The organism is Priestia sp. SRI_019 (assembly GCF_057586255.1).
In genome coordinates, this window is the sequence record NZ_JBYCZN010000004.1 from 113,044 (window position 1) to 139,016 (window position 25,973).

A 25,973-nucleotide genomic window follows, 5' to 3' on the forward strand; every position below is an offset into this window, starting at 1 on the left:
TTTTCTTTATTCGTATTATCTCTATCACCAATCAAGTGATTCCAAAAATGCATATACATCCTCGTGAAGCTGATCACGCTCTTTATCAAAGGTAATGGTATGACCAGATTCTTCGTACCATTTTATATCTTTTGTAGGAGACTCGACGCTATTATAAATAATATTGGCGCTGTCTGTATTAATCATATGATCATGACGACCTTGTACAACAAATGTCGGTGCATAAATCATATCAACTGAATTTCGCACTTCAGCGATTAATTCCTGTAAAGACTTTAATGTGTTCATTGGTGTTTGCTTGAACTCTTCCATTTCTTGTTCAATCTGTTCAGACGATTTACCTTCACGCTTTTTATATTCGCGTGCATACGCTAAAACACCTTCATACATGACTTCTTCACTCTTTATATACATAGGGGCGCACATAGGCACAATACCCTTTATAGGTACAGTGTAACCTAATTTCAGTGAAAATACGCCACCTAGTGAAAGACCTACAGCGGCAATACTTTCATGACCTTTGCTTTTCAAAAACTCATAGCCGTCCATGACATCTTTCCACCAATCTTTTGGACCAGTATGAACAAGTTCTTCAGGGGCTACGCCATGTCCTTTGTAATGAGGTGCGTGGCATGTGTATCCTTTTTTCTCTAAAAAACGACCTAACATACGAACGTCAGCAGAATTTCCGGTAAAACCATGAAGTAATAAAACAGCTTTTTCGCCGCCTTCAAATGTAAATGGCTTTGGTTGTGCAATTTTCATATATCATTTAACTCCTTTTAGTTATAATATCTGCAGTCCTAATAGAAAAAAACATGTATTTATGTGACGGTCATCACATAACAAGAGATGTGGCCGTCCACTTTTACGCTTTTATACTATATTTAGTACTTTTTTCTAAAAGTATATTATATCATTACTTAAAAATGAAATTAAAGTATTCAACACGCCCATTAAAAAACCACCTAATACATAAGTTGGTATACACCAAGTACATATGCATTAGGTGGCAGTCTATCCAGTAACATATTAAAGTTTGAAATAAGATACAGCAAGTGTTAACACAAAGAATAAGATAGATAACACTACTGTCAAACGGTGTAAAACTAAGTCAATTCCACGTGCTTTTTGTTTCCCAAATAACGTTTCAGCTCCACCGGAAATAGCTCCAGATAATCCAGTAGTTTTACTTGATTGTAAAACGACCACAACAATCAAAGCAATTGAAACAATCACTAGCAAAGTAATCAGCAATGTATGCACTAAGACACACCTCCTACACCAAGTAATAGTCAATCAGCGGGGTTTCTTCATCCCTTCTGATTGGCATTACCGGGGATAAAGTACGCGCACTACGCTAAGGTTAATTTATCATAAAAAACCCTCTCGTACAAGTAATGGCAGTGAAATACACCGGATTTTAACGTAAAAAAACGGATGACAATCGTCATCCGTTTTTTATACTTTCAACTTATTTTTTTAAGTTGTAGAAAGATTTAGCGCCATCGTATACAGCTAAAACACCTAGCTCGTCTTCGATGCGTAGTAATTGGTTGTATTTCGCAATACGATCTGTACGGCTCATAGAACCAGTTTTGATTTGACCAGCGTTTGTTGCAACAGCGATATCAGCGATTGTTGCATCTTCAGTTTCACCAGAACGGTGAGAAACTACTGCTGTGTAACCAGCACGTTTAGCCATTTCGATAGCTTCGAACGTTTCAGTTAATGTACCGATTTGGTTAACTTTGATAAGGATAGAGTTACCTACGCCTTGTTCGATACCTTGAGCAAGTTTTTTCGTGTTTGTTACGAATAGATCGTCACCAACAAGCTGTACTTTTCCGCCAATGCGCTCAGTTAATAGCTTGTGACCATCCCAGTCATTTTCGTCTAAACCGTCTTCGATTGAAACGATTGGGAATTCGTTAACTAACTGCTCGTAGAAATCTACCATTTCAGCAGAAGTTACGCCTGTACGGCCTTCGCCTGCTAAATCATATTTACCAGTTTCTTTGTTGAAGAACTCAGAAGAAGCTACGTCCATACCTAATTGGATGTCTTTACCAGCTTCGTAACCAGCTTTTGTGATTGCTTCTACGATTACTTCTAATGCTTCACGGTTAGAACCTAAGTTAGGAGCGAAACCACCTTCGTCACCTACAGCTGTGTTTAAGCCTTTAGCAGCTAAAACAGATTTTAACGCGTGGAATACTTCAGCACCCATACGGATTGCTTCTTTGAATGTAGGAGCTCCTACAGGTAAGATCATGAATTCTTGGAAGTCAACGTTGTTATCAGCATGAGAACCACCGTTGATGATGTTCATCATTGGAGTTGGTAATTGCTTAGCGTTGAATCCACCAAGGTAACGGTATAATGGAAGACCTACGAAATCAGCTGCTGCGTGAGCTACTGCCATAGATACACCAAGAATAGCGTTGGCACCTAATTTACCTTTGTTTTCAGTACCGTCTAACTCGATCATAAGGCGGTCGATACCGATTTGATCAGTTACGTCCATACCTACTAATTCAGGAGCGATAATTTCGTTTACGTTTTCTACTGCTTTTAATACACCTTTACCTAGGTAGCGAGATTTGTCACCATCGCGTAATTCTACTGCTTCGTATTCACCAGTAGAAGCACCACTTGGTACTAAAGCGCGTCCGAAAGCGCCTGATTCAGTATATACTTCAACTTCAACTGTTGGGTTACCGCGAGAATCTAATACTTCGCGTGCATAAATGTCAAGAATTGCTGGCATTTTAAAACTCTCCTTTATAATTAATTATTTAATTAATGTTTTACCTGTCATTTCTTTTGGCTGTGCTACCTCTAGAAGAGTAAGCATTGTAGGAGCTAGATCTCCTAGAATACCGTCTTCACGAAGCTCTAAGCCTTGTTTGGTTACGATTACTGGAACAGGATTCGTTGTATGAGCCGTCATTGGATTACCTTCAAGCGTAATCACTTCATCAGCATTACCATGGTCTGCTGTGATGATTGCTGTACCGCCTTTAGCTAAAATTGCATCTACGATTTTGCCTAAGCACTCATCTACTGTTTCAATCGCTTTTACCGTTGGTTCTAACATACCTGAATGGCCTACCATATCAGGATTTGCAAAGTTTAATAAAATAGCGTCTTGCTTATCGCCTTCGATTTCTGCAAGCAACGCGTCCGTCACTTCATAAGCACTCATCTCAGGTTTCAAGTCATATGTTGCTACTTTTGGTGAATCGATTAAGATACGTGTTTCACCAGGAAACTCTGCTTCACGTCCACCGCTCATAAAGAACGTTACGTGAGGATATTTTTCTGTCTCGGCAATACGAAGCTGCTTTAAGTTATTTTGAGATAATACTTCACCAAGCGTGTTATCTAAGTTATTTGGCTTAAAGGCTACATATCCGTCAACTGTTTCGCTAAAGTGAGTTAAACATACAAAATGTAAGTTTTTCGGATGTTTTTCACCGCGATCAAATGAACGGAAATCTTCGTTTGCGAACGTATTTGAAATTTGAATTGCGCGATCTGGACGGAAGTTGTAGAAAATAACTGCATCTTCGTCTTGAATTGTCGCAACTGGCGATCCGTCTTCTTTTGTAATAACAGAAGGTAAAACGAATTCGTCATAGATTCCATTTTCATACGAATCTTTTACGCACTCTTCAGCGCTTGTATATGATGGACCTTCGCCGTACACCATTGCGCGGTATGATTTCTCTACGCGCTCCCAGCGTTTGTCGCGGTCCATTGAGTAGTAACGTCCTGAAAGTGTTGCAATTTCACCAACGCCGTACTCTTCAATTTTTTCATTAAGTTCTTTTAAATACGTTTCAGCAGATTGAGGTGCTACGTCACGACCATCTAAGAAGCCATGAATGTAGACTTTTTCTAAGCCTTCACTCTTAGCTAGACGCAATAATGCATATAGATGTTCGATATGACTGTGTACACCGCCATCAGATAAAAGCCCGAAAAGATGAAGGTTTGTGCCCTTTTCTTTTGCGTGCTTTACAGCTGCTAGAAGCGTTTCGTTTTGTTCAAACTCGCCTTCACGAATTGCTACGTTTACACGAGTTAAGCTTTGGTACACAATTCGGCCTGCGCCGATGTTTAAGTGACCTACTTCAGAGTTACCCATTTGGCCTTCTGGTAAGCCTACAGCTTCTCCAGACGCCTGAAGTGTAGCATGAGGATACTCGTTCCAGAAACGGTCGAAGTTTGGTTTTTTTGCATGTGTTACCGCATTACCTTTATCTTCATCGCGTAATGCAAAACCATCTAAGATGATTAATGCTACTGGCTTTTTACTCATTACTTACCAGCCTCCAAAAGCTGTAAGAAAGAATCTGCTTCTAAGCTTGCTCCACCTACTAAAGCTCCGTCAATGTCTGATTGAGACATATATTCTTTGATATTAGCAGGTTTTACGCTACCGCCGTATTGAATACGTACAGCATCTGCAACATCTTGAGAGAATTGTTCTGCAACAACGCTACGGATGTATGCACAAACTTCGTTTGCACCTTCAGCAGTTGAAGATTTACCTGTACCGATTGCCCAGATTGGCTCATATGCGATAACCGTTTGTTTTACTTGCTCATCAGTTAGACCAGCTAATGCTTTTTGTACTTGATTAGCTACAACTGTTTTTGTTTGATCTTGTTCGTACTCTTCGTTTGTTTCACCGCAGCAAACGATTGGTGTTAAACCGTGTTTGAATGCAGCAATTGTTTTTTGGTTTACTGTTTCGTCCGTTTCAGCAAACATTTCACGACGCTCAGAGTGTCCTAAAATGACATAGTTCACACCTAAGTCTGCTAAAGCAACAGGGCTCACTTCTCCAGTGAACGCACCGTTTTCTTCAAAGTGCATGTTTTGTGCACCAATTTTTAAGTCTGTGCCTTTAGTCGCTTCTACTAAACGATCTAAAAATAGTGCAGGTGCACATACTACTGATTCTACGCTTTCAGGAGATGGTACTGCTCCTTTTACTTCTTCAACAAAGCTAGTTGCTTCAGAAAGTACTTTGTTCATTTTCCAGTTTCCTGCAATAATTGGTTTACGCATGTATAACACCGTCCTTTGTTTATTGTGGGTTTTCCCTTCACGCGTCAGATGTCCAAGAGGGTGCTGTTAAAAGTGATTCGGTCCCTTTTATCTCTTGGTCATCCATCTTCGCTGCTTGATAATTTTTTATATTATCAGTCGTCAGGTCGGTCCTCCGTCTTACTGAAACATAAACTTACTTATCGTTTAATGCAACTACGCCTGGAAGTTCTTTACCTTCCATAAACTCTAGTGACGCACCGCCACCTGTAGAAATATGGCTCATTTTATCAGCTAAGTTGAATTTTTCAACAGCTGCTGCAGAGTCTCCTCCGCCGATTACTGAATATGTGTCAGTTGCTTCTGCTAAAGCTTCTGCTACTGCTTTTGTTCCGTTAGCAAATGCGTCTAATTCAAATACACCCATTGGTCCATTCCAAATAACTAACTTAGAGTTTTTGATTACGTCAGCATAGATTTCACGCGTTTTCGGTCCTGCGTCTAAGCCTTCCCAATCGCTTGGAATATCTTCAATTGATACAACTTGAATATTAGCATCATTTGAGAAGTCATCTGCTACTACCACGTCCACTGGCATGTAGAAGTTTACTCCGTTTTTCTTAGCTTTTTCCATGAAAGATTTTGCAAGTTCAATCTTGTCTTCTTCAAGAAGTGATTTACCTACTTCATGGCCTAGTGCCTTAATAAATGTGTAAGAAAGTCCTCCACCGATGATTAAATTATCTACTTTATCAAGCAAGTGGTCAATTACACCGATTTTGTCTTTAACTTTTGCTCCACCAACGATTGCAGTAAATGGACGTTCTGGGTTTGATAATGCTTTTGAAAGCACATCAAGCTCTTTTTCCATTAAGAAACCTGCTACTGCTGGAATATGTTGTGCAATTCCTTCTGTTGAAGCATGCGCACGGTGAGCTGCACCGAATGCATCGTTTACGTACACGTCTGCTAATTCAGCAAATGCTTTTGCTAATTCAGGATCGTTTTTCTCTTCACCTGGGTAAAAACGTACGTTTTCAAGTACTAAAACATCGCCTTCGCTCATGCCGTCGATTGTTTTCTTTACTTCTTCGCCAAAAGCTTCGTCAGCTTTTGCAACGTCTTTACCAAGAAGAGCTTGTAAACGTTCTGCAACAGCATTTAGACGTAACTCTTCAACAACTTCGCCTTTTGGACGTCCAAGATGGCTAGCTAAAATTACTTTTGCACCTTGTTCTACTAAATATTGAATAGTAGGAATAGCTGCACGAATACGAGTTTCGTCTGTTACTTTTCCGTCTTTCATTGGTACGTTAAAGTCTACGCGACAAAATACTCGCTTTCCTTTTACATCGATGTCTTTCAACGTTTTTTTGTTCATCGTTAAAAGGCCTCCTTAAGTATTTATGGTACTAAGCAAGTAGGCTTCTATGTAATCATCAATCCACAAGCCACCGTAGATTTCATTTTATATATTGGCGCCTTTCTATATAAAGTGAAACTCCAGTTAGCTGCTTATGACGCTTTTTCATGTAGAAGCCAATACATAAATCAAGGAAGAGGGGGTATGCCCCTCTCTTCCTTAGCAAGTCTTATTATAGTCGTTCTATTTTCAGATATCCAATAAAAAAGGAAAGTCTAGTCGATTTCTGTCTTATTGAATAAAATAGAAGCGAATTTTAAGTTATTCTTATAGTCCTTTAGCAGCGATGTATTGAGCAAGGTCTACTACACGGTTAGAATATCCGCTCTCGTTATCGTACCAAGAGATAACTTTAACCATGTTACCTTCCATTACCATTGTAGATAATGCATCGATTGTAGAAGAGTTGATGTTACCATTGTAGTCACCAGATACTAGTGGCTCTTCGCTGTAACCAAGGATGCCTTTAAGATCGCCTTCAGCAGCTTCTTTAAGAGCGTTGTTTACATCTTCAACAGTTACTTCTTTGTCAAGTTCAGCAACTAAGTCTACTAAAGAAACGTTTGGAGTTGGAACACGCATAGCTCCACCGTTTAATTTACCTTTTAATTCAGGTAATACTAGAGATACAGCTTTAGCAGCACCAGTTGAAGTTGGGATGATGTTTTCAGCAGCTGCACGAGCACGACGGTAATCTTTGTGTGGTAAGTCTAAGATTTGTTGGTCGTTTGTGTAAGAGTGAACTGTTGTCATCATTCCGCGTTTAAGACCGAACTTGTCATTTAACACTTTAGCAAATGGCGCTAAGCAGTTAGTTGTACAAGAAGCGTTTGAAATTACGTTGTGGTTAGCCGCATCGTATTTGTCTTCGTTAACACCCATTACGATTGTGATATCTTCGTCAGATGCTGGAGCAGAGATGATTACTTTTTTAGCTCCTGCTTCTAAGTGTTTCGCAGCGTCAGCGCGTTTTGTGAAGAATCCAGTAGATTCAACAACGATTTCTACGCCTTGTTTGCCCCAAGATAATTGAGCTGGGTCACGTTCAGCAGAGATTTCGATTGTTTTACCGTTTACTACTAAGTTGCTACCATCTACTACTACTTCTGCATCTAATTTTCCGTGTACAGAATCATATTTTAAAAGGTGAGCAAGCATGTTAGCATCTGTTAAGTCGTTGATTGCTACTACTTCAACGTTATCATTTTTTAAAGCTGCGCGGAATACATTACGGCCGATACGACCAAATCCGTTAATACCAATTTTTACTGACATGGGTATTTCCTCCTTGAATGTAAAAAGTATTTTTTATATGAGGGATTAATTAAAATCCCTTACTAACTCTTTTGCGGCGCCTTCATCTGTAATGAGAATCGAATCGTGCGCTTGTTGCATAAACGCTTTAATTGCCTTCGCTTTTGATGAACCTCCTGCAACAGCAATAACACATTTATTGTTCTTTAAATCATCGAGTTGTATGCCAACTGTTTTAACTTTATGAACAACTTCGCCTTGATGATTAAAATAGTATCCAAATGCCTCACCTACAGCATGTCCATTTTTCACTTTTTCTAAGTCTGCTTGTGGTGTTTTACGGCGTTCTGCCATTGTCATAGCGTCTCCTATTCCGTGAACAACCATACCAGCGGACTTAATTAAATGAAGCATGTCTTTAATAGATGGTTCACCGATAATAGATCGGTATGCTTCATCACTAAGCTGATCTGGAACATGAAGCAAGCGATAGTGACTCATGGACTTTTCAGCCATCTTAGCACAAATCGTATTTGCTTGGTTTTGTACATTTTCACCTAGCCCTCCGCGAGCAGGTACAAAAAGTACATCAGGGTGTTTTAAATCAGGTGTCATCATTTCAGCAACGGCGGCAAGCGTGGTACCACCTGTAACAGCAACGGTATTTTTTTTACCAACAAGGCGCTCCTTGATACACGAAACAGATGCTCGACCCATTTCATTTTTGACCCAAGGAGACTGATCACTATCTCCAGATACAACAACAACTTCTGATAAAGAAAACGCCTCTTTTAATGTTGTTTCCAATAATCGAAGTCCTGAAACTTCCTTCATTACTTCTTCTAATTCAGCCAGAAGGAGTTCTCCCTCATTTGTAAGCGTCATTCCACTAGGGTAAATGTCAATCAAATCTTGTTCTTTTAAGAATGTTACTTCGCTTCGTAACACACGCTCTGTTAGCCCAAGGCTTACAGCTAAGTTTCTGCGGCCAATCGGCTGCATTAAACGTATGTATTGCAAGATTTGATAGCGCTTTTGCATAACTGAGAGAAGTTCAGGTAATAATTTTCGTTGTACTTCTATTAAAGAACGCATGTTAAAATCCCCTTAAGGCATAAACTCGCTGGACATTTTTTGTCCCGTATAGACATATTATGTCCCACCTTGCGCAAAAAAAATTCACCCTGCTACAAAATCTATTCTAACAGGAGTGAATCCTTTATTCAACTCATGTGTTGCCTATTTTTAAAAGTAAGCGTTTTCTTAATGGAATACCTGTTATTTTTCCATATTCCACTTCTTCTTCATCCATTTCTACCACGGGAATGGCAAGGTGATACTTTTCCAGCCACTCATCGTTTTTGTAAATATCTCGTTCAATAAGCTGAAAGGGAAACTCCGACTGCAGCTCTGCAAGCAGCTTCTTTGCATCATCGCATAAGTGACAGCCATTTTTGGTATACAGTACGACTTCCACATTCCCACTCCTTTACTGCGTGACAAAAAGTTTTCGTTGACTGGATGGCAGAACGTTTAATTGATCTCGATATTTGGCTACCGTTCTTCTTGAAATAGTAACGTTATAATTGCTTTGCAAAACGTTAGCCAACTGCTGATCTGAAAGCGGACGCTGTTTGTTTTCTTCTGCTACTAGCTTTTTAAGCAGTTCTTTTACGTGAGTTGTAGAAGTCGCTTCGTTGTTGCCCAGTTGAATACTAGTTGAGAAAAAAGATTTCATTGAAAAGGTGCCAAAAGGCGTTTGAATATATTTGTGCCGAGTAGCACGGCTAATCGTTGATTCATGCACAGACGTTTGTTCCGCTACTTCCTTCATTGTTAACGGCTTCAAATACGAAGGACCCTTTTTAAAAAAGGCTTCTTGTTCAACGAGTAAGGTATTTATTAATGCGTTTAATGTATCTTTGCGTGTGTGTAAACTTTTCATAATCCACTGAAATTCACGATATTTCTCTTGCAAATAAGAAAACATTTCTTGGTTCTGCCTATTTTTCAGCTGAAGTTTGTATTGTTCATTCACTGAAAGACGAGGTTCCAAATCCTCATTTGCATAAGCAACGACATTTCCATCTTCAATTTTTACAATAAAATCCGGTACAATGAATCGTTCATTGGACTTCATATAAAACGATCCAGGACGAGGATTTAATTTCTTAATCTGTTCATGTAATTGTTGAAGAGCTTCAAGTGAGATTTGACATAACTTTGAGATTTTCATCCATTTTTTATACGCAAATTCCTCAAAATGATGTGTCAAAATTTGCTCTATTTTTTCTGTCCATTGATTACTTCTTTTTAATTGAAGCATTAAGCACTCTTGTAAACTTCTCGCCCCTACTCCTGCCGGGTCCATCTGCTGCACAAGCTGGAGAGCCTTCTCAACCTGCTCTTGACCTTGGCCAAGCTGGTTAGCAAGTATAATTAACTCATCATGCAAATAGCCAGCATCATCCAGGCTATTAATAACAAACTCAACGGCTGCCTGCTCACATTCATCTAATTTTAATAATGCGGATTGATTCATTAAATGTTCGTACAGCGTTTCTTTAGGAGCTGGTATACTGCTCATATAATCTGTTGAATCAGAAGTTGCATGATTTTTTTGATTGTGAGATGTATAGACGGGCAGCTCTGAAAAATCTATAAGCGGATTTTGAAGCGCCTGCTCATGTAAAAACGCTACAATATCCATCGATGAATATTGTAAAAGAGAAATAGCTTGTGATAATTCTTTTGACATCGTCAGCTTTAACGACTGCTGCTGAAATAATCCAATCTCCATTATTTCTCCCCTCCCCTTCATCTATTTTACTATAAAAACGCTTTCAAAGAGCATGTAACTATTTTTTATATGTAATTTTTTCATCAAAAAATCTCCGTCAACCTTTGTTAACGAAGCGGTTCATCCTATTTTTAATTACTAACCATCAAAAAAGTAATAGAGCTATGCACCTTTATAACTTTTCATTATAATTCGCACCGACCGCATGATCCGAGTAATAATCCGACATGACGTTTTCTTCGTCATGTCGAATTTTCTGCATGTGTATAATAATAGAAGAGTTACTTATTGAATGGTCTGTGCCATTTGCATAAACTTATCCAGGTTTTCTTCATTGTTTTTCGTGAAGATGGTTAGCTTCATTGGTTTCTTTCCTTTAACCAACACAGCGTTTACCGTATGATCGCCAGATGTGGCTTCATACCAAACAGAATCTTTGAAGATTCCATTCTCTTCAAGATTCTTTTTCTCTGCTGCATTTTTATTAACTGCTGTTGCCGTTTGTTTAACAGATTGAGCAGCGTCGTCCATCGATGCTTCTGATGAAAGCATTTCGATACGCATAAATTGAGAATCATCTGAAGTTAATACTAACGCATCTTTTCCTGGTTCTTCACCCGTTAGTTTATAACCGTCCATTACTTGAATAGAATAATCTTGTTCTGGGCTTTTTGTTAGTTTTGTTTCTGAAAAAGACGTTGACTGTCCATCTTCCGCTGTTTTGCTAGTTGACGATTGACTTCCTGAAGGTTTGGCTGAGACCTCGGAAGAATCCGCATCTTTTTTCGAATCTTCTTTTGCAGCGCCTGATGTTTGATCAGATTTAGAAGCCTTATCTTGCTGAACATTTTCTGCTTGATCATTAGACTTCGGCTGAGCAGCATCGTCGTTCGTCCCGCATGCAGACAGCAATAGTGCTACCGATGCACTGACAATGAAAAGTTTGTTCATATATTTCATATTTATTCCTCCTCCGTTTTTCTTTTCCTTATATACTGTTTTATAGTATTCTGACAAATTCCGCAACCGGTACAATGGAATTAATTTCTTGCTTCCTTACGCGTATAAAGGGTTATAGGAGGAAAATAAATATTATTTTTTGAGAAGATGAGCCTTTTTACTCAAAATAAAAAACGTTGCGTAATCCGCAACGTTTTAAGACGCCCTCGACAGGATTCGAACCCACCCTAAGAGAACCGGAATCTCTTGTGCTATCCACTACACTACGAGGGCATATTTGTCACAACTTCCATTATAGGAGAGAAAACTTCTCTTTTCAATAGAATACTACGTTTATTTTTTTTAGAAGGGGGAAAAATTTTAATAATGTCAAAGAGGAATACATAGTGTTTTAAGCGAATATGTGTAGTAGAGGTTCTTTTGTTTGACCTTTATTGACCATACGTGTATTATAGGTACATAACAAATTATTCTTGTTAAGGAGGAATTTAATATGAACTTAATTCCTACAGTTATTGAACAAACAAACCGTGGTGAACGTGCTTATGACATTTATTCACGTTTATTAAAAGACCGCATTATTATTTTAGGTAGTGCTATTGACGATAATGTAGCTAACTCAATCGTTTCTCAGCTTCTATTCTTAGCTGCTGAAGACCCAGAAAAAGATATCTCACTTTATATCAACAGTCCAGGTGGCTCTATTACAGCTGGAATGGCTATCTACGATACGATGCAATTCATTAAGCCAAAAGTTTCTACAATTTGTATCGGTATGGCTGCATCAATGGGTGCTTTCTTACTGGCTGCTGGTGAAAAGGGCAAACGTTTTGCTCTTCCAAACAGCGAAGTAATGATTCATCAACCTCTTGGTGGTGCTCAAGGACAAGCTACTGAAATCGAAATTGCGGCAAAACGTATTCTATTCTTACGCGAAAAACTAAATTCAATTTTAGCTGAGCGTACAGGTCAACCGTTAGAAGTGCTACAACGTGATACAGATCGTGATAATTTCATGACTGCTGAACGCGCTTTAGAATACGGTCTAATTGACAAAGTATTAGAAAACGACCCTAAATAAAAAAAAGCCTTTCCCCCTGCGGGAAAGGCTTTTTTATGCATCGTTCTCTACGTAAGCTACTAACGCATCCATTGCTTCTTTTTCATCTACCCCTTCAACAATGAGCGTAATGAGAGAACCATTATTAATCGCTAAGCTCATTAACCCCATGATACTTTTAGCGTTGACTACTTTCTCATCTTTCTTCAAGTACACATCCGATGTAAAACGAGTTGCTTCTTGCACAAACAGTGCCGCAACACGAGCTTGTAATCCCGTTTTTAATTTTACTTCTACTTGTTTTTCCATGATAAAATCCTCCCCCTTGCAATTCCCCTTATGTGACTGGCTGACCGGCGCGAAGCTTGTCTGCTATTTGGTCAATTTTACGCAACCGATGGTTAATGCCCGATTTGCTAATTTGACCTCCAGATACCATCTCACCAAGCTCCTTTAACGTAACGTCTTGGTATTCCACACGCAAACGAGCAATTTCTCTTAGCTTTTCTGGTAAGATGTCTAATCCAGTTGTTTCATCAATATAACGAATGTTTTCCACTTGACGAATAGCCGCTCCGATCGTTTTATTTAAGTTAGCTGTTTCACAATTAACTAAGCGATTAACGGAATTTCGCATATCTCGGACGATTCTTACATCCTCAAACCGTAAAAGAGCGTTATGGGCTCCAATGATATTTAGAAACTCCGTAATTTTTTCAGCTTCTTTCAAATAGTTAATATAGCCTTTTTTCCGTTCTAATGTTTTACTATTCAATTGAAATTCGTTCATTAAATTGCATAAAGCTTCGTTGTGCTCTTCATACAATGAAAAGATTTCAAGATGGTATGATGATGTCTCTGGGTTATTAATAGAACCGCCGGCTAAAAATGCGCCTCTTAAGTAGGATCGCTTACAGCACTTCTTTTGTACTAGCTCTGGTGAAATACGATGTGTAAACGTAAATCCTTCTTCTACAATTTTTAAGTCTTCCAAAAGCATTCTCGTTTTTTCTACTAATCGAACAATATACACATTGTTTTTCTTCAACCGCATTTTCTTACGCACAAGCAGTTCTACTGACACATCATAATTTTTCTTAAGCAGGACATAAATGCGCCGAGCAATCGCTGCGTTTTCTGTTTGAACATCAACCGTGAATTTTTTATTCGAAAAAGAAAGTGAACCATTCATTCGAATTAATGCAGAAAGCTCTGCTTTTGCACAGCAATCTTTGACTTCTAAATTCGTTAACTCTTTTTTTGTTTCTGATGCAAATGACATAACTTCACCTCCAATCTACATACGGAAATAGTGTTAAACACCCGTATTCGCTTTACCTTGCAGCGATGTCAGCATAGAATACACAAGCTTTGCTACTTTTTTTGTATCATGCCTAATTACGCTGCCGTCATACTGAATAATTTGATCTTCAATCACTTCTAACCCTAACTTTAGCAATACTTCACGATCATATTCTACAGGCTGAGCCTGCTCTACTTGATATTTCTTTTTCAAAGGTGCTGGAATAGGTGCATTATTGACAATAATCGCATCTAAAAATGCACACGGCATATGATTGTAAAGCGCTTTAATATGATCACTTGCCTTAAAGCCTAATGTCTCACCCGGCTGCGTCATCACGTTGCATACGTACACTTTCTTTGCTTTTGTCGAACAAAGCTCGTTACAAATATCCTGAACCAGTAAATTCGGCAAAATACTTGTATAAAGACTTCCGGGCCCCAACACAATTAAATCAGCGCGTCGAATAGCTTTTATTGTCTCGACAAGCGGTTTCACATCAGCGGGCGATAAAAATACTTTATTAATTTTTTTATTAACTTCTGGAATTTTAGATTCACCTGTTACGATGGATCCATCTTGCATCTCCGCATGCAGCACAACACTTTGATTAGCTGCTGGAAGTACTTTCCCTCTGACGTTTAGTACTTTGCTCATTTCTCGTATAGCATGCACAAAATCGCCAGTAATAGACGTCATAGCTGCAAGCAACAAATTGCCAAGAGAGTGGCCTGTAAGCTCATTTCCTGTATCAAATCGATGCTGAAAAAGCTCTTCAACTAGTGGCTCTACATCAGATAAAGCAACTAGCACATTTCGAATATCACCAGGAGCAGGGATTTCAAGTTCATCGCGCAATCGGCCAGAACTTCCCCCGTCGTCTGCTACGGTCACGATGGCTGTAAGATCAAGAGGGTATTCCTTCAACCCTCTTAACAGCACTGGTAAACCCGTTCCTCCCCCAATGACGACAACTTTTGGAAGCTGTTCACTGCTCATCTATGATTTTCCTTTCTCCTCTCAATGTCACGATGAGAAATATGAGTTTTGTATTCATTCTGGAAATGGTGACCTAAATATTCAGCTAGTGTGACGGAGCGATGCTGTCCGCCTGTGCAGCCTATAGCAATGACCAGCTGGCTTTTACCTTCTCGCTTGTACTGTGGAAGCATAAACGAAAGTAAGTCTACTACTTTTTCAATGAACTTTTGAGTTTCCGTCCATTTTAATACGTAAGAAGAAACCTCTTCTTCAAGCCCCGTTTTAGGACGCATATGGTCAATGTAGTGAGGGTTTGGCAAAAAGCGCACATCAAAGACTAAATCAGCGTCAATAGGCACACCATATTTAAAACCAAACGACATCACATTAACAGTAAAAACCTGTGAAGCGTGCGACGAAAACTGAGTTAAAATTTTTTCTCTAAGCTCTCTTGGTTTTAACTCTGACGTCTCATAAATAAGCTGAGCTCTTCCCTTTAACTCCTCAAGAAGCTCACGTTCCATACCAATTCCTTCTAAAGGTAAACCCGAAGGAGCTAGCGGATGTGAACGTCTCGTTTCTTTATAGCGCGTCACCAATACAGAATCTTTTGCATCTAAAAATAAAATTTGTGGCGTGACCCACGTTGTTTCACTCATGTTATCTAATGCTTCAAACAGGCTTTCAAAAAACTCTCTGCCTCGCAAGTCCATAACAAGAGCAACTTTATTCATTTTATTCCCTGACTCTTTCATGAGTTCTAAAAATTTCGGTAGCAATGTAGGGGGTAAATTATCTACACAAAAGAACCCTAAATCTTCAAAACTCTGAATTGCTACTGTTTTTCCTGCACCTGACATTCCAGTAATAATCACTAATTGAATATCGCTTACAGACCCAGTACTCATTTTCCATCCCCCTCAATCTATGCATACATGTCTATTTATCATTAACAAGGATCAATTCGGTAAGATAATAACTCGAAATCTGTTGTATACGTAAAGTTGCCATAAATAACACCCGACCCTTTTGCTACATAATCGATAATGTGATGATCTCCCGGTGCCATCGGCAATTCACTTACTTCACTCAAATTATGCCAACCGAGTTTGCCTTCTTCTGATTCTAGCACATTTGTCCCATCAAAATCTGTAGCAAAAAAAGTAAACATCATCCATTCAGATGAAATTTGATCGTTTTCTTTCATCGTAAAAGTAAAGATACCTTTTACAGTGGGATTTTTCAAATAAATTCCCGTTTCTTCACGAAATTCTCGTACAACAGAGTCTTTTACAGATTCTCCTTGCTCCATTTTCCCGCCCGGGGCCACCCACCAGTTTCGTCGTGGCTTTTGAAGCAACAATACTTTATCATCTTTCATTAATACACAATTTGTGACCCTTTGCATGTTTTCCACCTCATCATATGTATACTGACATTTTCTTTTATTATACTACGAAACAAACTTCTCTCACAACGGAGATGAACTAACTATTACTAAATTTTCTGAAAATAATCCATTGCTGTTATATACGTAAATTCAATCTGTTATAGTCACAAAAAAGAGGCATAGGAACACGTCCTATGCCCGACATACATATATTTTATAAAAGGGGGTCAATTACTATCTATATAGTACCCCATCAATGTTTCACAGGTGTTACAGAACAGTTAAAACCGAATTACGTTTTGTAAAAGATTGATTTCAGCCTTATTGCTGAATAGCTTTTAACTTTTCTTTTAACTCTTCTACATAGTGCTGAGCCGCTTGAGCAGCAATGCTGCCATCGCCTGTAGCTGTTACAATTTGACGAAGAGCCTTTTCACGAACGTCTCCAGCTGCGAACACACCTGGTACTTTCGTTTCCATTTGCTCGTTCGTTTCAATATATCCTTCTTTATTCGTGATGTTTAGGCTTTCGAATGGTTTTGTTAGTGGAACCATTCCAACATAAATGAATACGCCGTCCGCACCAAACTCGCGCTCTTCACCTGTTTTTGTGTCTACTAACGTTACGCTGCCTACTTTACCGTCTTTTTCTTTTACTTCTTTGACCGTTGTATTCCAAATAAAATCAACTTTTTCGTTATCAAATGCACGCTGCTGTAGGATTTTTTGCGCGCGAAGCTCATCGCGTCGGTGAATAATTGTTACTTTTGTTGCGAAGCGTGTTAAATATACGCCTTCTTCAACCGCAGAGTCTCCACCGCCTACAACGACTAGCTCTTTACCTTTAAAGAATGCACCGTCACATACAGCACAATAAGATACGCCGCGGCCGCCTAGTTCTTTCTCTCCTGGCGCACCTAATTTTTTATATTCAGCACCAGTAGCAACGATTACTGAACGTGTTTTATATTCTTTGCTGCCTGCACGAACTGTCTTGTATTCTTCTCCGTCGATGATTTCTTTAATATCACCGTACGCATATTCCGCACCAAATTTTTTTGCATGCTCAAACATTTTGTTAGAAAGGTCAGGACCAAGGATATGATCATAACCTGGATAGTTTTCTACATCTTCCGTATTAGCCATTTGACCGCCTGGAATTCCGCGTTCAATCATTAGTGTTGATAAATCTGCACGAGATGTATATACAGCAGCAGTCATACCTGCTGGGCCTGCCCCAATAATAATGACATCATAAATTTTTTCTTCTGTCATTGCTTTACACTCCTTTTAGGAAATTCCTTCGTAGTTGATTCCAAATTTATGGATAATTATTTCGTTACCACTATCCTAATATGTTCTTCCTATTATCGTCTATTTTTTTGCTCAATTTAATAACGTATTCACAATTTTACTGTACTTTCTCACTGTTGCAGCGGAAATGGAATATTGTTTTGCCGCATCGGCTTGAGTAATAGACTGGTTTTGTTCTTTCGCCCATATATATGTGACGGCTGCGGCCCATGCATTTACGTTCACATGCTGAAAATCATAGGATTGTTTATATACCTGTACATATACATAAAACCAAAAGCTTAAAAGATCCTGGATATCACTTTCAGTCTGCGATTCCATCTCCAGTTCAATAACATCTGCCACCTCAAAAATCACATGGTGTTTATCCTGCCATACATACGTATATACTTCATCTAAAAGTGTACTCATATGTATGGACGACTTGATTTCTTCTAAAAGAAGCAGACGCTGTTGTTCAGGAAGCTTCTTCGCCATATACAGGCTGTAAAGCTGATCATGAACATTTTTTGTTGCACATTTCTTTTTCGCTGTAATATCCACTTTCGATTGAAAAACCTTCGCAGCTTTTTGACTGATGCGCCAAGGCTCCTCTCCTTCTTTATCAGGAACGTCTTCCAATGCCAGCTTCCACATTTCTTTAGCGAACGCTTCACGTCCAGTATAGTAAGAGGCATATGAGAGCCAATAATGAAATGAGTTGTCTCCTTGAAATCCTTGTGTATAAAGCTTCTTCAACCATCTGTATGATAGTTTGTATTGACCAATCAACGCAAATGTAGCTCCAAGCTTATAGCGGTGTTCAAAGGACATCGGATAAACGCGGCTAAGCCCGTCTGTAAGCTCCTCAACTTCTTTATGCTTATGGCAATAATAATAGAAAATCAGCTGATTGCATAACGCATGAAGATTTCCAGGGTTTTTCTCCAATACTTCATTCAGCAAATCCATTGCCTCATCAATTTTATTTAAATAAAAATAAGCTAACGCTAAATTATTATATGCAGACCAGAATTCTGGATACTCATCAATTATTTCAGTTAACAAATCCACTGCTTCTTCAAAATTCGTTGCTTCAAGCAGTCTTTTTGCTTGTTCTTGTTTTATAATCAGCATGTCGCCTAGCTGATTTTTAGGCTCTTCATCTTCTTCATCCACATCAATTGATAGTAAATCTAACAGATCTGTAGCCGATCGAAAGAGGTCACCATTTGGAAAATGCTCAATGTAATACATCGCGTATTTTTTTGATTCTTCAAACAGTCCAAGATGCGCATAGCTGTTGGCTATATAGTAGTAACAGCTTCCTAATGTATCGTCCATATGATGAATTACATGGAGAAAAAGCTCGTTGGCATCTTGATAATCTCCCCGCTCCGTTAAAGCTACTCCAACGTTTGTAAGAAGCTGTGGATTACGGGCATTTTCTTTGTTTGCACGCGTTAAATACTTGAGCGCTTTATCTGACTCCTCTTCTTCAAACGCCTGCAGCGCTTTTTCGAAATAGAAGTCACCCGTTTGCGAAAATGGAATTACTTGTGCCATTTTTTGAATTACTTTTGAGTGTTTTTCCATTAAGCCCTCCAAATAAGTTGATAATTTCGACGTTCGTAGTATATCACATTTGCCAAGAAGTTTAATACCTCTATTCAAAAAAGGAACCTGCAAGCAGTCGTTTCTTGACGCAAATAAGAGAAGGTTTTGCCTCTTTTATCTAAAATGAGACAACTCCTTCTCTCTTTTCACTATGTAGCTATTAGCTAGAGTGACGCTCTTTTAATACTGATAGGACATCGTCTAAAGGCAACTTTTGCTCACGAAGTAAAACAAGTACGTGGTACAATAAATCTGCAACTTCCCACTTCAGCTCATCATGGTCACGATTTTTTGCTGCAATAATGACTTCACCAGCTTCTTCTCCTACTTTTTTGAGGATTTTATCTACGCCTTTATCAAACAAGTACGTCGTATAAGCTCCTTCTGGCATTTCAGCTTCACGCTTAGCGATTACTTCTTCTAGCTCATTAATAATAGCAAACCGATTATCATTTTGTTTATTTTCACCAAGAATTGTTTCATTAAAACAGCTGTAAGCCCCCGTATGACAAGCAGGACCTTGAGGCTCCACCTTTACAACCAGCGAATCAGCATCACAGTCATATGCCATGCTTACAATCTTTTGTGTGTTTCCCGAGGTTGCGCCCTTGTGCCACAACTCTTGTCGAGAACGGCTGTAAAACCACGTTTCACGTGTATCAATTGATTTTTGAAGTGATTCTTCGTTCATATAAGCCAATGTTAAAACTTCTTTGCTCACAGCATCTTGTACAATAGCCGGTACAAGTCCATCACTGTTGAATTTAATGTTTTCAATCGTCATCGAATGCTCACTCCTTGTTGTTTTGCATAGCTTTTAATTTCTTTTACAGATGTTTCTTTATAGTGAAAGATCGAAGCCGCCAAAGCCGCGTCAGCTTCTCCTTTTTCAAACGCATCGACAAAATCTTGACCATTTCCTGCGCCGCCAGAAGCAATAACAGGAACGCTCACTGCTTGGCTCACTGCTTTGGTTAATGCTAAATCAAACCCTGACTTTTCGCCGTCTTTATCCATACTCGTTAACAAGATCTCACCCGCACCGCGCTTCACTGCTTCTCTTGCCCAGTCGATTACTTCCCAGTCCGTTGCGTTGCGGCCTCCGTGTGTATAGACTCGCCATGATTGTAAACTTTCATCGTACTTAGCATCGATGGCTACCACAATACACTGAGCTCCAAAAAAGTCGGACCCTTCTGTAATGAGTGCTGGATTGAGTACGGCCGCTGTATTTAATGACACTTTGTCTGCACCAGCACGAAGCATTCTCTTCATATCTTCTAATGCATTAATTCCTCCGCCCACCGTAAAAGGAATCGCTAGCTGAGATGCTACTTCTTCTACAACATGTACCATTGTTTTGCGTCCTTCATGAGAAGCAGAAATATCCAAAAAGACTAATTCGTCTGCGCCTTCTTCATCGTAAAACTTCGCCAACTCTACAGGATCTCCTGCATCTCGAAGTTCCACAAACTGAACTCCTTTTACCACACGACCGTCCTTTACATCTAAACAAGGAATGATTCGTTTTGTAATCATTACGCTTTCACCTCTTGAAGTGCTTCAGCTACTGTAAACTTATTTGTATAAAGTGCTTTCCCTACAATCGCACCAATAACGCCGTCAGCTTCATACTTCTTTAGTGCATCTAGATCAGCAAGTTTACTAACTCCCCCTGATGCAATCACACCTTTTCCAGTAGCCTTGGCCATTTCAACAATCCCTTCCACATTAGGACCAGACAGCATGCCATCCGTAGAAATATCCGTGAAAATAAATGTTTCCGCACCAGCATTAGCCAATTCTTTTCCTAGTTCTGTCGCTTTGATTGTAGATGTTTCCACCCAGCCTTCCGTCGCAACGTAGCCATCACGTGCATCAATACCAATAGCAATACGCGCACCATATTCCTTCAGCATTTTTTTCACAAATTCAGGATTAGAAATAGCTGCACTTCCTAAAATAACGCGGTCAATTCCGTTTTCTAAATAGTAAGCAACGTCAGCTTCTGAGCGAATGCCTCCTCCAATTTGCACACTTACATCTAATTTCTTTTTCACGCCTAGCACAAATTCATCATTCACGCGCTTGGCCGCTTTTGCACCGTCTAAATCAACCATGTGAATCCACTGAGCGCCTTCACTTGCGAATTGTGTGGCCATATCTACCGGAGAATCTCCGTACACCGTTTCTTTTGAGTAATCTCCTTGAAGCAAACGGACGCACTTTCCTCCGCGCATATCAATGGCTGGATATATTTCAAATTTGCTCATATGATGGGCTCCTTTTCTCTACGAAGTTTGCATAATTTTGCAGCATTTGCATTCCGATTGCACTGCTTTTTTCAGGGTGGAATTGAGTGCCAAATACGTGTTCTTTTCCAACAACTGCTGGAACTTCAACATCATAAGGACTTGTTGCTAAAAGCACGTCTTGGTCATTTGTTTTTACGTAATAAGAGTGAACAAAGTACACGTGACCTTCACTGATTCCATCAAGCAGAGCAGACGGCTGATGAAAATTTAAAGAGTTCCAGCCCATGTGCGGAACTTTATATGTCTGTCCTTCGGCAGTAATACCGGGAATACGCTCGACTCTCCCTTTTAACAGTTCCAGCCCTTTTGTTACGCCGTTTTCATCGCTTTCTTCAAATAAAAGCTGCATACCTAAACAAATTCCAAGCAAAGGCATTCCTTTTGCTACTTCTTCTTTAATAAAGTCCGTCAGCTTTGTTTGATTCAGCTGTTCCATCGCATCTTTGAATGCTCCAACTCCAGGAAGAATCAGCCCTTTTGCCTTTCTTAGTTCTGCAGGATCTGCCGAGATAATATAATCATAGTTTAATCGTTCAAGAGCTTTACTTACGCTGTATAAGTTGCCCATCCCATAGTCGATAATTCCAATCATTTACAACATCCCTTTCGTCGAAGGCACACCTTTGACACGCGGATCAATCGTTGTCGCTTCGTCCAAAGCACGTGCTAAAGCCTTAAACACCGCTTCAATAATGTGGTGTGTATTTTTGCCGTAGTGTACAATTACATGTACATTCATGCGAGATTCTAATGCAAATTTCCATAAAAATTCATACACAAGCTCTGTATCAAATGTACCGACGCGCGACGCGGGAATGTCACCTTTAAATTCAAAATGAGGACGATTGCTTAAATCTACTACCACTTGAGCCAATGCGTCATCCATTGGTACAAAAGCATTTCCATAGCGTTTAATTCCTTTTTTATCACCGAGCGCTTCTTTGAACGTTTGACCAAGGCAAATACCGATATCTTCCGTTGTATGGTGATCATCAATCTCCGTGTCTCCATCTGCTTTTACATCAAGGTTAAACTGTCCGTGTTTTGTAAATAAATCAAGCATATGATTTAAAAAAGGAACGCCTGTATCAATGCTCGCTTTTCCTTCTCCATCGATTCCAATCGCTAATGCAATATCCGTTTCGTTTGTTGTACGTTTAATACTTGACTCTCTCATTGTGAAACTCCTTTCAACTATGCATGTAATAGATAAAGAAAAGAACATTTCGACTCTTTTCTTTTAATCTCCACCTTATTTTTTAAAGCGTTCTTCAACCGCCCTTGCATGAGCTTCTAGCCCTTCTAAACGAGCAAACGCTGCGATTTTCGAGACATTTTTCTGCAGGGCTTGTTGGCTGTATGAAATGATACTAGACTTCTTCACAAATGAATCAACTGATAAAGGACTTGAGAATTTCGCTGTCCCATTGGTTGGAAGAACATGGTTTGGTCCCGCAAAATAATCGCCAACAGGTTCTGAGCTGTATCTTCCTAGAAAAATAGCACCGGCATGACGAATGGAACCTAAAAGTTCAAGCGGACTTTCAGTCATAATTTCTAAATGCTCAGGAGCTAATTGATTAACAGCTTCAATCGCTTCTTCTAATGACCCGGTCACATAAATAGCACCATGGTTATCAATAGAAGGTTTTGCAATTTCTTTACGAGGTAAAGATTCCACTTGTCTTTCCACTTCTTCTTTAACAGCTTCGGCCAATTTCATAGAAGGCGTTACTAAAATGCTTGAAGCTAATTTGTCATGTTCTGCTTGAGATAATAAATCAGCTGCCACTTCGTTCGGCTTAGCCGTTTCGTCTGCTAGTACGACAATTTCACTAGGTCCAGCAATTGAGTCAATGTCTACTAATCCATATACTTCTCTTTTCGCTAATGCAACAAAGATATTACCAGGGCCTACAATTTTATCGACGGGTTTAATTGTTTCTGTTCCATAGGCAAGTGCTCCTACCGCTTGAGCTCCCCCTACTTTATAAATCTCTTCGACCCCAAGCTCATTCGCTGCTACCACTACTCCAGCAGGCAGCGCGCCGTCTTTTCCTGGAGGTGAAACCATCACAATACGTTTTACCCCTGCCACTTGAGCAGGAATAACATTCATTAAAACGGAAGAAGGATACGCCGCAAGGCCTCCCGGTACATAAACACCTACTGCATCTAAAGGCGTTACTTTCTGCCCTAAAATAGTGCCGTCTTCTTTTGTTGTCATCCAAGACTGCTCAACCATTCTTTCGTGGTAATCACGAATGTTGTCAGCCGCTTCACGAATGATTGACAGCATGTCTGCATCAACCAGCTCATAAGCACGCTTCTTTTCTTGTTCCGTCACAAGTAAAGAAGAAAGCTCAACGCCGTCAAATTGGGCTGTATACCTTTTTAAAGCTTCGTCTTTTTGCTCTTGCACCTGCTTTAAAATATTTACGACAATTTCTCTTTGAGCACTCGTCCCTTGATCAATCGTACGTTTTAAGCTCACTTGTTCTGTTACACGTGTAATTTTCAATGTATGTCACCTCTTTTATACAGGTTGAACCACTTGGGCTAAACGATTCACTAAATCATCAATTCGTTCGTCTTTTAAACGATAGCTCACAGGGTTCACAATCAAACGCGATGTAATATCTTCAATGTGCTCCAATTCAACAAGTCCGTTCTCTTTTAGTGTTTGTCCCGTTGATACAATATCAACGATCCGATCAGCCAGGCCGATTAAAGGCGCTAATTCAATGGAACCATTCAATTTAATAATTTCGACTTGCTCTCCTTGCTCCCTGAAATAAGTAGATGCTACATTTGGATATTTGGTTGCCACTTTTTGAGCAATTTCTGATTTTTTAGCATTAGGCAAACCGGCAACGGCCAGATGACATTTACTAATATTTAAATCCAACAGCTCATAGACATCTCGTTCTTCTTCTAACATTACGTCTTTACCTGCAATACCAAGATCCGCTACCCCGTATTCTACGTAAGTAGTAACGTCCATTGGTTTTGCTAAAATAAAGCGCATGTTCTCTTCAGGAATGTCTACAATCAGCTTGCGCGAATCGTCAAATTCTGGTGGCAATTGAAAGTCTGCTTGACGCAAAAGTTCAGCTGCTTCTTCAAAAATACGTCCTTTTGGCATTGCAATTGTTAATAGTTCACTCATTATTGACCCCCCTTGCCTCGTTTTCCAATTAGAAACGTGACTTCTTCAAACTGTGCCGTAAATACATCAACATCATCAACGCCTGCAATCTCCTGAGTCACTACCCGGTATCCTTGCTTGCGCTGTTCAGCAGCTAAAGCTAATGCCTCATCTAAACGCTCTTGGCTATATAATATGCCGTATACTGCTGAAGGCTCATATACTTCTTCACCCAGCGCTTCAATTAAGCGGTCGAGCTGAATTCCAAATCCTGTAGCTGGTGTTTTAGACGCAAATTTTTCAAGAAGCTGGTCATAACGTCCTCCATTACCGATATGGAAACCAACGTTTTCAGCAAAGACTTCAAATAAAATACCTGTGTAATAGCTCATATGACTGACTAAGTTAAAATCAATTTTAATTTCATCCGTCACACCGTACGCATCAAGCATATTCCATAGCTTCTTCAAATCACCGGCTGCTTTTTTACCAGCTTCGTTTTCAACTAGTTCAACCGCTTCTTCAATCTTCTTTTCATCTCCGCGCAGGTTAAGCAGCTGAAGGAGACGCTGTTTATCAATAGAAGATAGATTCAAATCTTTTACATGATTACGATAGCCCACGTAATTTTTCTCATATAAAAAGCGGCGAAGTACGTTAGCACGTTCTTCATTTCCGACAATTTCTAAAAAAAGCGAATTAACAAACCCGATGTGGCCAATTGCCACTTTAAATGATTTAAGTCCCGCTCTTTTTAATGCGCCGATCATAAGAGCAATCACTTCAGCATCGCTGCTCATCGTAGCATCTCCAATTAGCTCAACGCCTATTTGTTCAAACTCCGCCGGGCGGCCGCCCTCACGCTGCTGAGCTCGGAATACATTTGCTTCATAAGCTAAGCGCAAAGGAGAATTATTTAAAAGTTTTGAAGCGGCCACACGTGCAAATGGCGTTGTTACATCCGGTCGCAGCACAAGTGTATGCCCTTCTTTATCTAAAAGTTTAAACAATTGCTGATCTAAAATAGCTGATGCGCTTCCTACCGTCTCGTAATATTCCACCGTAGGCGTTGCCATATATTGATAGCCCCAGCTGCTGATTTCATCTGCCAGCTGATTGCGAACTTGTTTTTTTCTTTCAAAAAGAGCTGGCAGAGTATCTCTCATTCCAAGGGGTTTTTCAAACATAAATAACTTTGACATTCCGACACGTCCTTTAAGCTTGATTTTATCTATTAAGGAACCATTGATAGGTTGTTTTCACTTTATCACGCTAATGTATTAGCGAAATAACAAATTAAAGTTATTGATAGTTTACACCCGATAAAGTCAGCCGTCAACCGCCAGCTGTTCAAATTTACAAAAAAAA

General features: G+C 39.5%; 27 protein-coding genes and 1 tRNA gene. 1 reads left to right on the forward strand and 27 read right to left on the reverse strand.

Going from position 1 to position 25,973, the window contains the following annotated elements:
* Window positions 1-24 precede the first annotated feature (24 nt).
* The 12 genes from AC2YJL_RS21495 to AC2YJL_RS21550 form a co-directional block, all read right to left on the reverse strand.
* Window positions 25-765 carry an alpha/beta hydrolase gene (locus tag AC2YJL_RS21495; protein WP_013059696.1) on the reverse strand — a complete coding sequence of 247 codons (741 nt, stop codon included), beginning with the start codon at window positions 763-765 and terminating at the stop codon, window positions 25-27.
* A gap of 267 nt (window positions 766-1,032) precedes the next feature.
* Window positions 1,033-1,266 carry a preprotein translocase subunit SecG gene (gene secG / locus AC2YJL_RS21500; RefSeq protein ID WP_013059697.1) on the reverse strand — a complete coding sequence of 78 codons (234 nt, stop codon included), beginning with the start codon at window positions 1,264-1,266 and terminating at the stop codon, window positions 1,033-1,035.
* A 208-nt stretch (window positions 1,267-1,474) separates the two neighbouring features.
* Entirely contained in the window at window positions 1,475-2,770 is a 1,296-nt protein-coding gene (eno, locus tag AC2YJL_RS21505; protein ID WP_195695730.1) for a phosphopyruvate hydratase, read from the reverse strand.
* A gap of 24 nt (window positions 2,771-2,794) precedes the next feature.
* Window positions 2,795-4,327: a 2,3-bisphosphoglycerate-independent phosphoglycerate mutase gene (gene gpmI, locus AC2YJL_RS21510; RefSeq protein WP_195695729.1), complete on the reverse strand. Its 1,533-nt coding sequence runs from the start codon at window positions 4,325-4,327 to the stop codon at window positions 2,795-2,797.
* Window positions 4,327-5,082: a triose-phosphate isomerase gene (tpiA, locus tag AC2YJL_RS21515; RefSeq protein ID WP_013059700.1), complete on the reverse strand. Its 756-nt coding sequence runs from the start codon at window positions 5,080-5,082 to the stop codon at window positions 4,327-4,329. The genes gpmI and tpiA overlap by 1 nt, the downstream gene beginning before the upstream one ends.
* A 175-nt stretch (window positions 5,083-5,257) precedes the next feature.
* On the reverse strand, window positions 5,258-6,442 hold the full coding sequence (locus tag AC2YJL_RS21520; RefSeq protein ID WP_013059701.1) for a phosphoglycerate kinase: 1,185 nt from the start codon (window positions 6,440-6,442) through the stop codon (window positions 5,258-5,260).
* A 309-nt stretch (window positions 6,443-6,751) separates the two neighbouring features.
* On the reverse strand, window positions 6,752-7,759 hold the full coding sequence (gap, locus tag AC2YJL_RS21525) for a type I glyceraldehyde-3-phosphate dehydrogenase (RefSeq protein WP_098658961.1): 1,008 nt from the start codon (window positions 7,757-7,759) through the stop codon (window positions 6,752-6,754).
* 45 nt (window positions 7,760-7,804) lie between these two features.
* Window positions 7,805-8,833 (reverse strand): sugar-binding transcriptional regulator, encoded by a 1,029-nt coding sequence (locus AC2YJL_RS21530; protein WP_013085386.1) that lies wholly within the window; start codon window positions 8,831-8,833, stop codon window positions 7,805-7,807.
* A 133-nt stretch (window positions 8,834-8,966) separates the two neighbouring features.
* On the reverse strand, window positions 8,967-9,215 hold the full coding sequence (locus AC2YJL_RS21535; protein WP_195695728.1) for a glutaredoxin family protein: 249 nt from the start codon (window positions 9,213-9,215) through the stop codon (window positions 8,967-8,969).
* Between the two features lie 12 nt (window positions 9,216-9,227).
* Window positions 9,228-10,538 carry an RNA polymerase factor sigma-54 gene (rpoN, locus tag AC2YJL_RS21540; protein WP_251568960.1) on the reverse strand — a complete coding sequence of 437 codons (1,311 nt, stop codon included), beginning with the start codon at window positions 10,536-10,538 and terminating at the stop codon, window positions 9,228-9,230.
* Between the two features lie 285 nt (window positions 10,539-10,823).
* Window positions 10,824-11,498 carry a hypothetical protein gene (locus AC2YJL_RS21545; protein WP_195695726.1) on the reverse strand — a complete coding sequence of 225 codons (675 nt, stop codon included), beginning with the start codon at window positions 11,496-11,498 and terminating at the stop codon, window positions 10,824-10,826.
* Between the two features lie 201 nt (window positions 11,499-11,699).
* Window positions 11,700-11,771 (reverse strand) — tRNA-Arg (locus tag AC2YJL_RS21550).
* A gap of 220 nt (window positions 11,772-11,991) precedes the next feature.
* Here AC2YJL_RS21550 and clpP point away from each other — a divergent pair.
* Window positions 11,992-12,579 (forward strand): ATP-dependent Clp endopeptidase proteolytic subunit ClpP, encoded by a 588-nt coding sequence (clpP, locus tag AC2YJL_RS21555; protein WP_013059707.1) that lies wholly within the window; start codon window positions 11,992-11,994, stop codon window positions 12,577-12,579.
* A gap of 33 nt (window positions 12,580-12,612) precedes the next feature.
* On the opposite strand, the gene AC2YJL_RS21560 is transcribed toward clpP, so the two are convergent.
* From AC2YJL_RS21560 to AC2YJL_RS21630, 15 genes are all read right to left on the reverse strand, one after another.
* On the reverse strand, window positions 12,613-12,867 hold the full coding sequence (locus AC2YJL_RS21560; RefSeq protein ID WP_013059708.1) for an HPr family phosphocarrier protein: 255 nt from the start codon (window positions 12,865-12,867) through the stop codon (window positions 12,613-12,615).
* 28 nt (window positions 12,868-12,895) lie between these two features.
* A complete protein-coding gene (whiA, locus tag AC2YJL_RS21565; RefSeq protein WP_251568959.1) occupies window positions 12,896-13,840 on the reverse strand; it encodes a DNA-binding protein WhiA in 945 nt (314 codons plus the stop codon).
* 33 nt (window positions 13,841-13,873) lie between these two features.
* Window positions 13,874-14,860, reverse strand: coding sequence for a gluconeogenesis factor YvcK family protein (locus tag AC2YJL_RS21570; RefSeq protein ID WP_013085391.1), 987 nt, complete (start codon window positions 14,858-14,860; stop codon window positions 13,874-13,876).
* On the reverse strand, window positions 14,857-15,750 hold the full coding sequence (gene rapZ / locus AC2YJL_RS21575) for an RNase adapter RapZ (protein WP_013059711.1): 894 nt from the start codon (window positions 15,748-15,750) through the stop codon (window positions 14,857-14,859). The genes AC2YJL_RS21570 and rapZ overlap by 4 nt, the downstream gene beginning before the upstream one ends.
* Before the next feature lie 41 nt (window positions 15,751-15,791).
* Window positions 15,792-16,250, reverse strand: coding sequence for an 8-oxo-dGTP diphosphatase (locus tag AC2YJL_RS21580; protein WP_013059712.1), 459 nt, complete (start codon window positions 16,248-16,250; stop codon window positions 15,792-15,794).
* Window positions 16,251-16,553: 303 nt separating this feature from the next.
* Entirely contained in the window at window positions 16,554-17,507 is a 954-nt protein-coding gene (gene trxB, locus AC2YJL_RS21585; RefSeq protein WP_025752588.1) for a thioredoxin-disulfide reductase, read from the reverse strand.
* 111 nt (window positions 17,508-17,618) lie between these two features.
* Window positions 17,619-19,121, reverse strand: a complete 1,503-nt coding sequence (locus AC2YJL_RS21590) for a tetratricopeptide repeat protein (RefSeq protein ID WP_050688922.1) — start codon at window positions 19,119-19,121, stop codon at window positions 17,619-17,621.
* Between the two features lie 181 nt (window positions 19,122-19,302).
* On the reverse strand, window positions 19,303-19,926 hold the full coding sequence (gene hisIE, locus AC2YJL_RS21595) for a bifunctional phosphoribosyl-AMP cyclohydrolase/phosphoribosyl-ATP diphosphatase HisIE (RefSeq protein WP_013059715.1): 624 nt from the start codon (window positions 19,924-19,926) through the stop codon (window positions 19,303-19,305).
* Window positions 19,923-20,681 carry an imidazole glycerol phosphate synthase subunit HisF gene (gene hisF / locus AC2YJL_RS21600; protein WP_025752585.1) on the reverse strand — a complete coding sequence of 253 codons (759 nt, stop codon included), beginning with the start codon at window positions 20,679-20,681 and terminating at the stop codon, window positions 19,923-19,925. Before hisF ends, hisIE begins: the two co-directional genes overlap by 4 nt.
* Window positions 20,681-21,415 (reverse strand): 1-(5-phosphoribosyl)-5-[(5-phosphoribosylamino)methylideneamino]imidazole-4-carboxamide isomerase, encoded by a 735-nt coding sequence (gene hisA, locus AC2YJL_RS21605; protein WP_050688920.1) that lies wholly within the window; start codon window positions 21,413-21,415, stop codon window positions 20,681-20,683. Before hisA ends, hisF begins: the two co-directional genes overlap by 1 nt.
* Window positions 21,402-22,049, reverse strand: coding sequence for an imidazole glycerol phosphate synthase subunit HisH (hisH, locus tag AC2YJL_RS21610; RefSeq protein WP_028409649.1), 648 nt, complete (start codon window positions 22,047-22,049; stop codon window positions 21,402-21,404). Before hisH ends, hisA begins: the two co-directional genes overlap by 14 nt.
* A complete protein-coding gene (gene hisB / locus AC2YJL_RS21615; protein ID WP_025752581.1) occupies window positions 22,050-22,634 on the reverse strand; it encodes an imidazoleglycerol-phosphate dehydratase HisB in 585 nt (194 codons plus the stop codon).
* Window positions 22,635-22,709: 75 nt separating this feature from the next.
* The gene (gene hisD / locus AC2YJL_RS21620) at window positions 22,710-23,978 is read right to left on the reverse strand and encodes a histidinol dehydrogenase (protein WP_050688919.1); all 1,269 of its coding nucleotides are present in this window, start codon (window positions 23,976-23,978) and stop codon (window positions 22,710-22,712) included.
* Between the two features lie 15 nt (window positions 23,979-23,993).
* Window positions 23,994-24,626, reverse strand: a complete 633-nt coding sequence (gene hisG / locus AC2YJL_RS21625) for an ATP phosphoribosyltransferase (RefSeq protein WP_013059721.1) — start codon at window positions 24,624-24,626, stop codon at window positions 23,994-23,996.
* Window positions 24,626-25,807, reverse strand: a complete 1,182-nt coding sequence (locus AC2YJL_RS21630; RefSeq protein WP_043977360.1) for an ATP phosphoribosyltransferase regulatory subunit — start codon at window positions 25,805-25,807, stop codon at window positions 24,626-24,628. Before AC2YJL_RS21630 ends, hisG begins: the two co-directional genes overlap by 1 nt.
* Between the last annotated feature and the right edge of the window lie 166 nt (window positions 25,808-25,973).

What these genes read in the sequence shown, in the direction of transcription:
- AC2YJL_RS21495 (WP_013059696.1), bottom strand. Translation starts at nt 765, where the DNA reads ATGAAAATTGCACAACCAAAGCCATTTACATTTGAAGGCGGCGAAAAA.
- eno (WP_195695730.1), bottom strand. Translation starts at nt 2,770, where the DNA reads ATGCCAGCAATTCTTGACATTTATGCACGCGAAGTATTAGATTCTCGC.
- gpmI (WP_195695729.1), bottom strand. Translation starts at nt 4,327, where the DNA reads ATGAGTAAAAAGCCAGTAGCATTAATCATCTTAGATGGTTTTGCATTA.
- tpiA (WP_013059700.1), bottom strand. Translation starts at nt 5,082, where the DNA reads ATGCGTAAACCAATTATTGCAGGAAACTGGAAAATGAACAAAGTACTT.
- AC2YJL_RS21520 (WP_013059701.1), bottom strand. Translation starts at nt 6,442, where the DNA reads ATGAACAAAAAAACGTTGAAAGACATCGATGTAAAAGGAAAGCGAGTA.
- gap (WP_098658961.1), bottom strand. Translation starts at nt 7,759, where the DNA reads ATGTCAGTAAAAATTGGTATTAACGGATTTGGTCGTATCGGCCGTAAT.
- AC2YJL_RS21530 (WP_013085386.1), bottom strand. Translation starts at nt 8,833, where the DNA reads ATGCGTTCTTTAATAGAAGTACAACGAAAATTATTACCTGAACTTCTC.
- rpoN (WP_251568960.1), bottom strand. Translation starts at nt 10,538, where the DNA reads ATGGAGATTGGATTATTTCAGCAGCAGTCGTTAAAGCTGACGATGTCA.
- AC2YJL_RS21545 (WP_195695726.1), bottom strand. Translation starts at nt 11,498, where the DNA reads ATGAAATATATGAACAAACTTTTCATTGTCAGTGCATCGGTAGCACTA.
- clpP (WP_013059707.1), top strand. Translation starts at nt 11,992, where the DNA reads ATGAACTTAATTCCTACAGTTATTGAACAAACAAACCGTGGTGAACGT.
- AC2YJL_RS21560 (WP_013059708.1), bottom strand. Translation starts at nt 12,867, where the DNA reads ATGGAAAAACAAGTAGAAGTAAAATTAAAAACGGGATTACAAGCTCGT.
- whiA (WP_251568959.1), bottom strand. Translation starts at nt 13,840, where the DNA reads ATGTCATTTGCATCAGAAACAAAAAAAGAGTTAACGAATTTAGAAGTC.
- AC2YJL_RS21570 (WP_013085391.1), bottom strand. Translation starts at nt 14,860, where the DNA reads ATGAGCAGTGAACAGCTTCCAAAAGTTGTCGTCATTGGGGGAGGAACG.
- rapZ (WP_013059711.1), bottom strand. Translation starts at nt 15,750, where the DNA reads ATGAGTACTGGGTCTGTAAGCGATATTCAATTAGTGATTATTACTGGA.
- AC2YJL_RS21580 (WP_013059712.1), bottom strand. Translation starts at nt 16,250, where the DNA reads ATGCAAAGGGTCACAAATTGTGTATTAATGAAAGATGATAAAGTATTG.
- trxB (WP_025752588.1), bottom strand. Translation starts at nt 17,507, where the DNA reads ATGACAGAAGAAAAAATTTATGATGTCATTATTATTGGGGCAGGCCCA.
- AC2YJL_RS21590 (WP_050688922.1), bottom strand. Translation starts at nt 19,121, where the DNA reads ATGGAAAAACACTCAAAAGTAATTCAAAAAATGGCACAAGTAATTCCA.
- hisIE (WP_013059715.1), bottom strand. Translation starts at nt 19,926, where the DNA reads ATGACGATTGAAAACATTAAATTCAACAGTGATGGACTTGTACCGGCT.
- hisF (WP_025752585.1), bottom strand. Translation starts at nt 20,681, where the DNA reads ATGATTACAAAACGAATCATTCCTTGTTTAGATGTAAAGGACGGTCGT.
- hisA (WP_050688920.1), bottom strand. Translation starts at nt 21,415, where the DNA reads ATGAGCAAATTTGAAATATATCCAGCCATTGATATGCGCGGAGGAAAG.
- hisH (WP_028409649.1), bottom strand. Translation starts at nt 22,049, where the DNA reads ATGATTGGAATTATCGACTATGGGATGGGCAACTTATACAGCGTAAGT.
- hisB (WP_025752581.1), bottom strand. Translation starts at nt 22,634, where the DNA reads ATGAGAGAGTCAAGTATTAAACGTACAACAAACGAAACGGATATTGCA.
- hisG (WP_013059721.1), bottom strand. Translation starts at nt 24,626, where the DNA reads ATGAGTGAACTATTAACAATTGCAATGCCAAAAGGACGTATTTTTGAA.
- AC2YJL_RS21630 (WP_043977360.1), bottom strand. Translation starts at nt 25,807, where the DNA reads ATGTCAAAGTTATTTATGTTTGAAAAACCCCTTGGAATGAGAGATACT.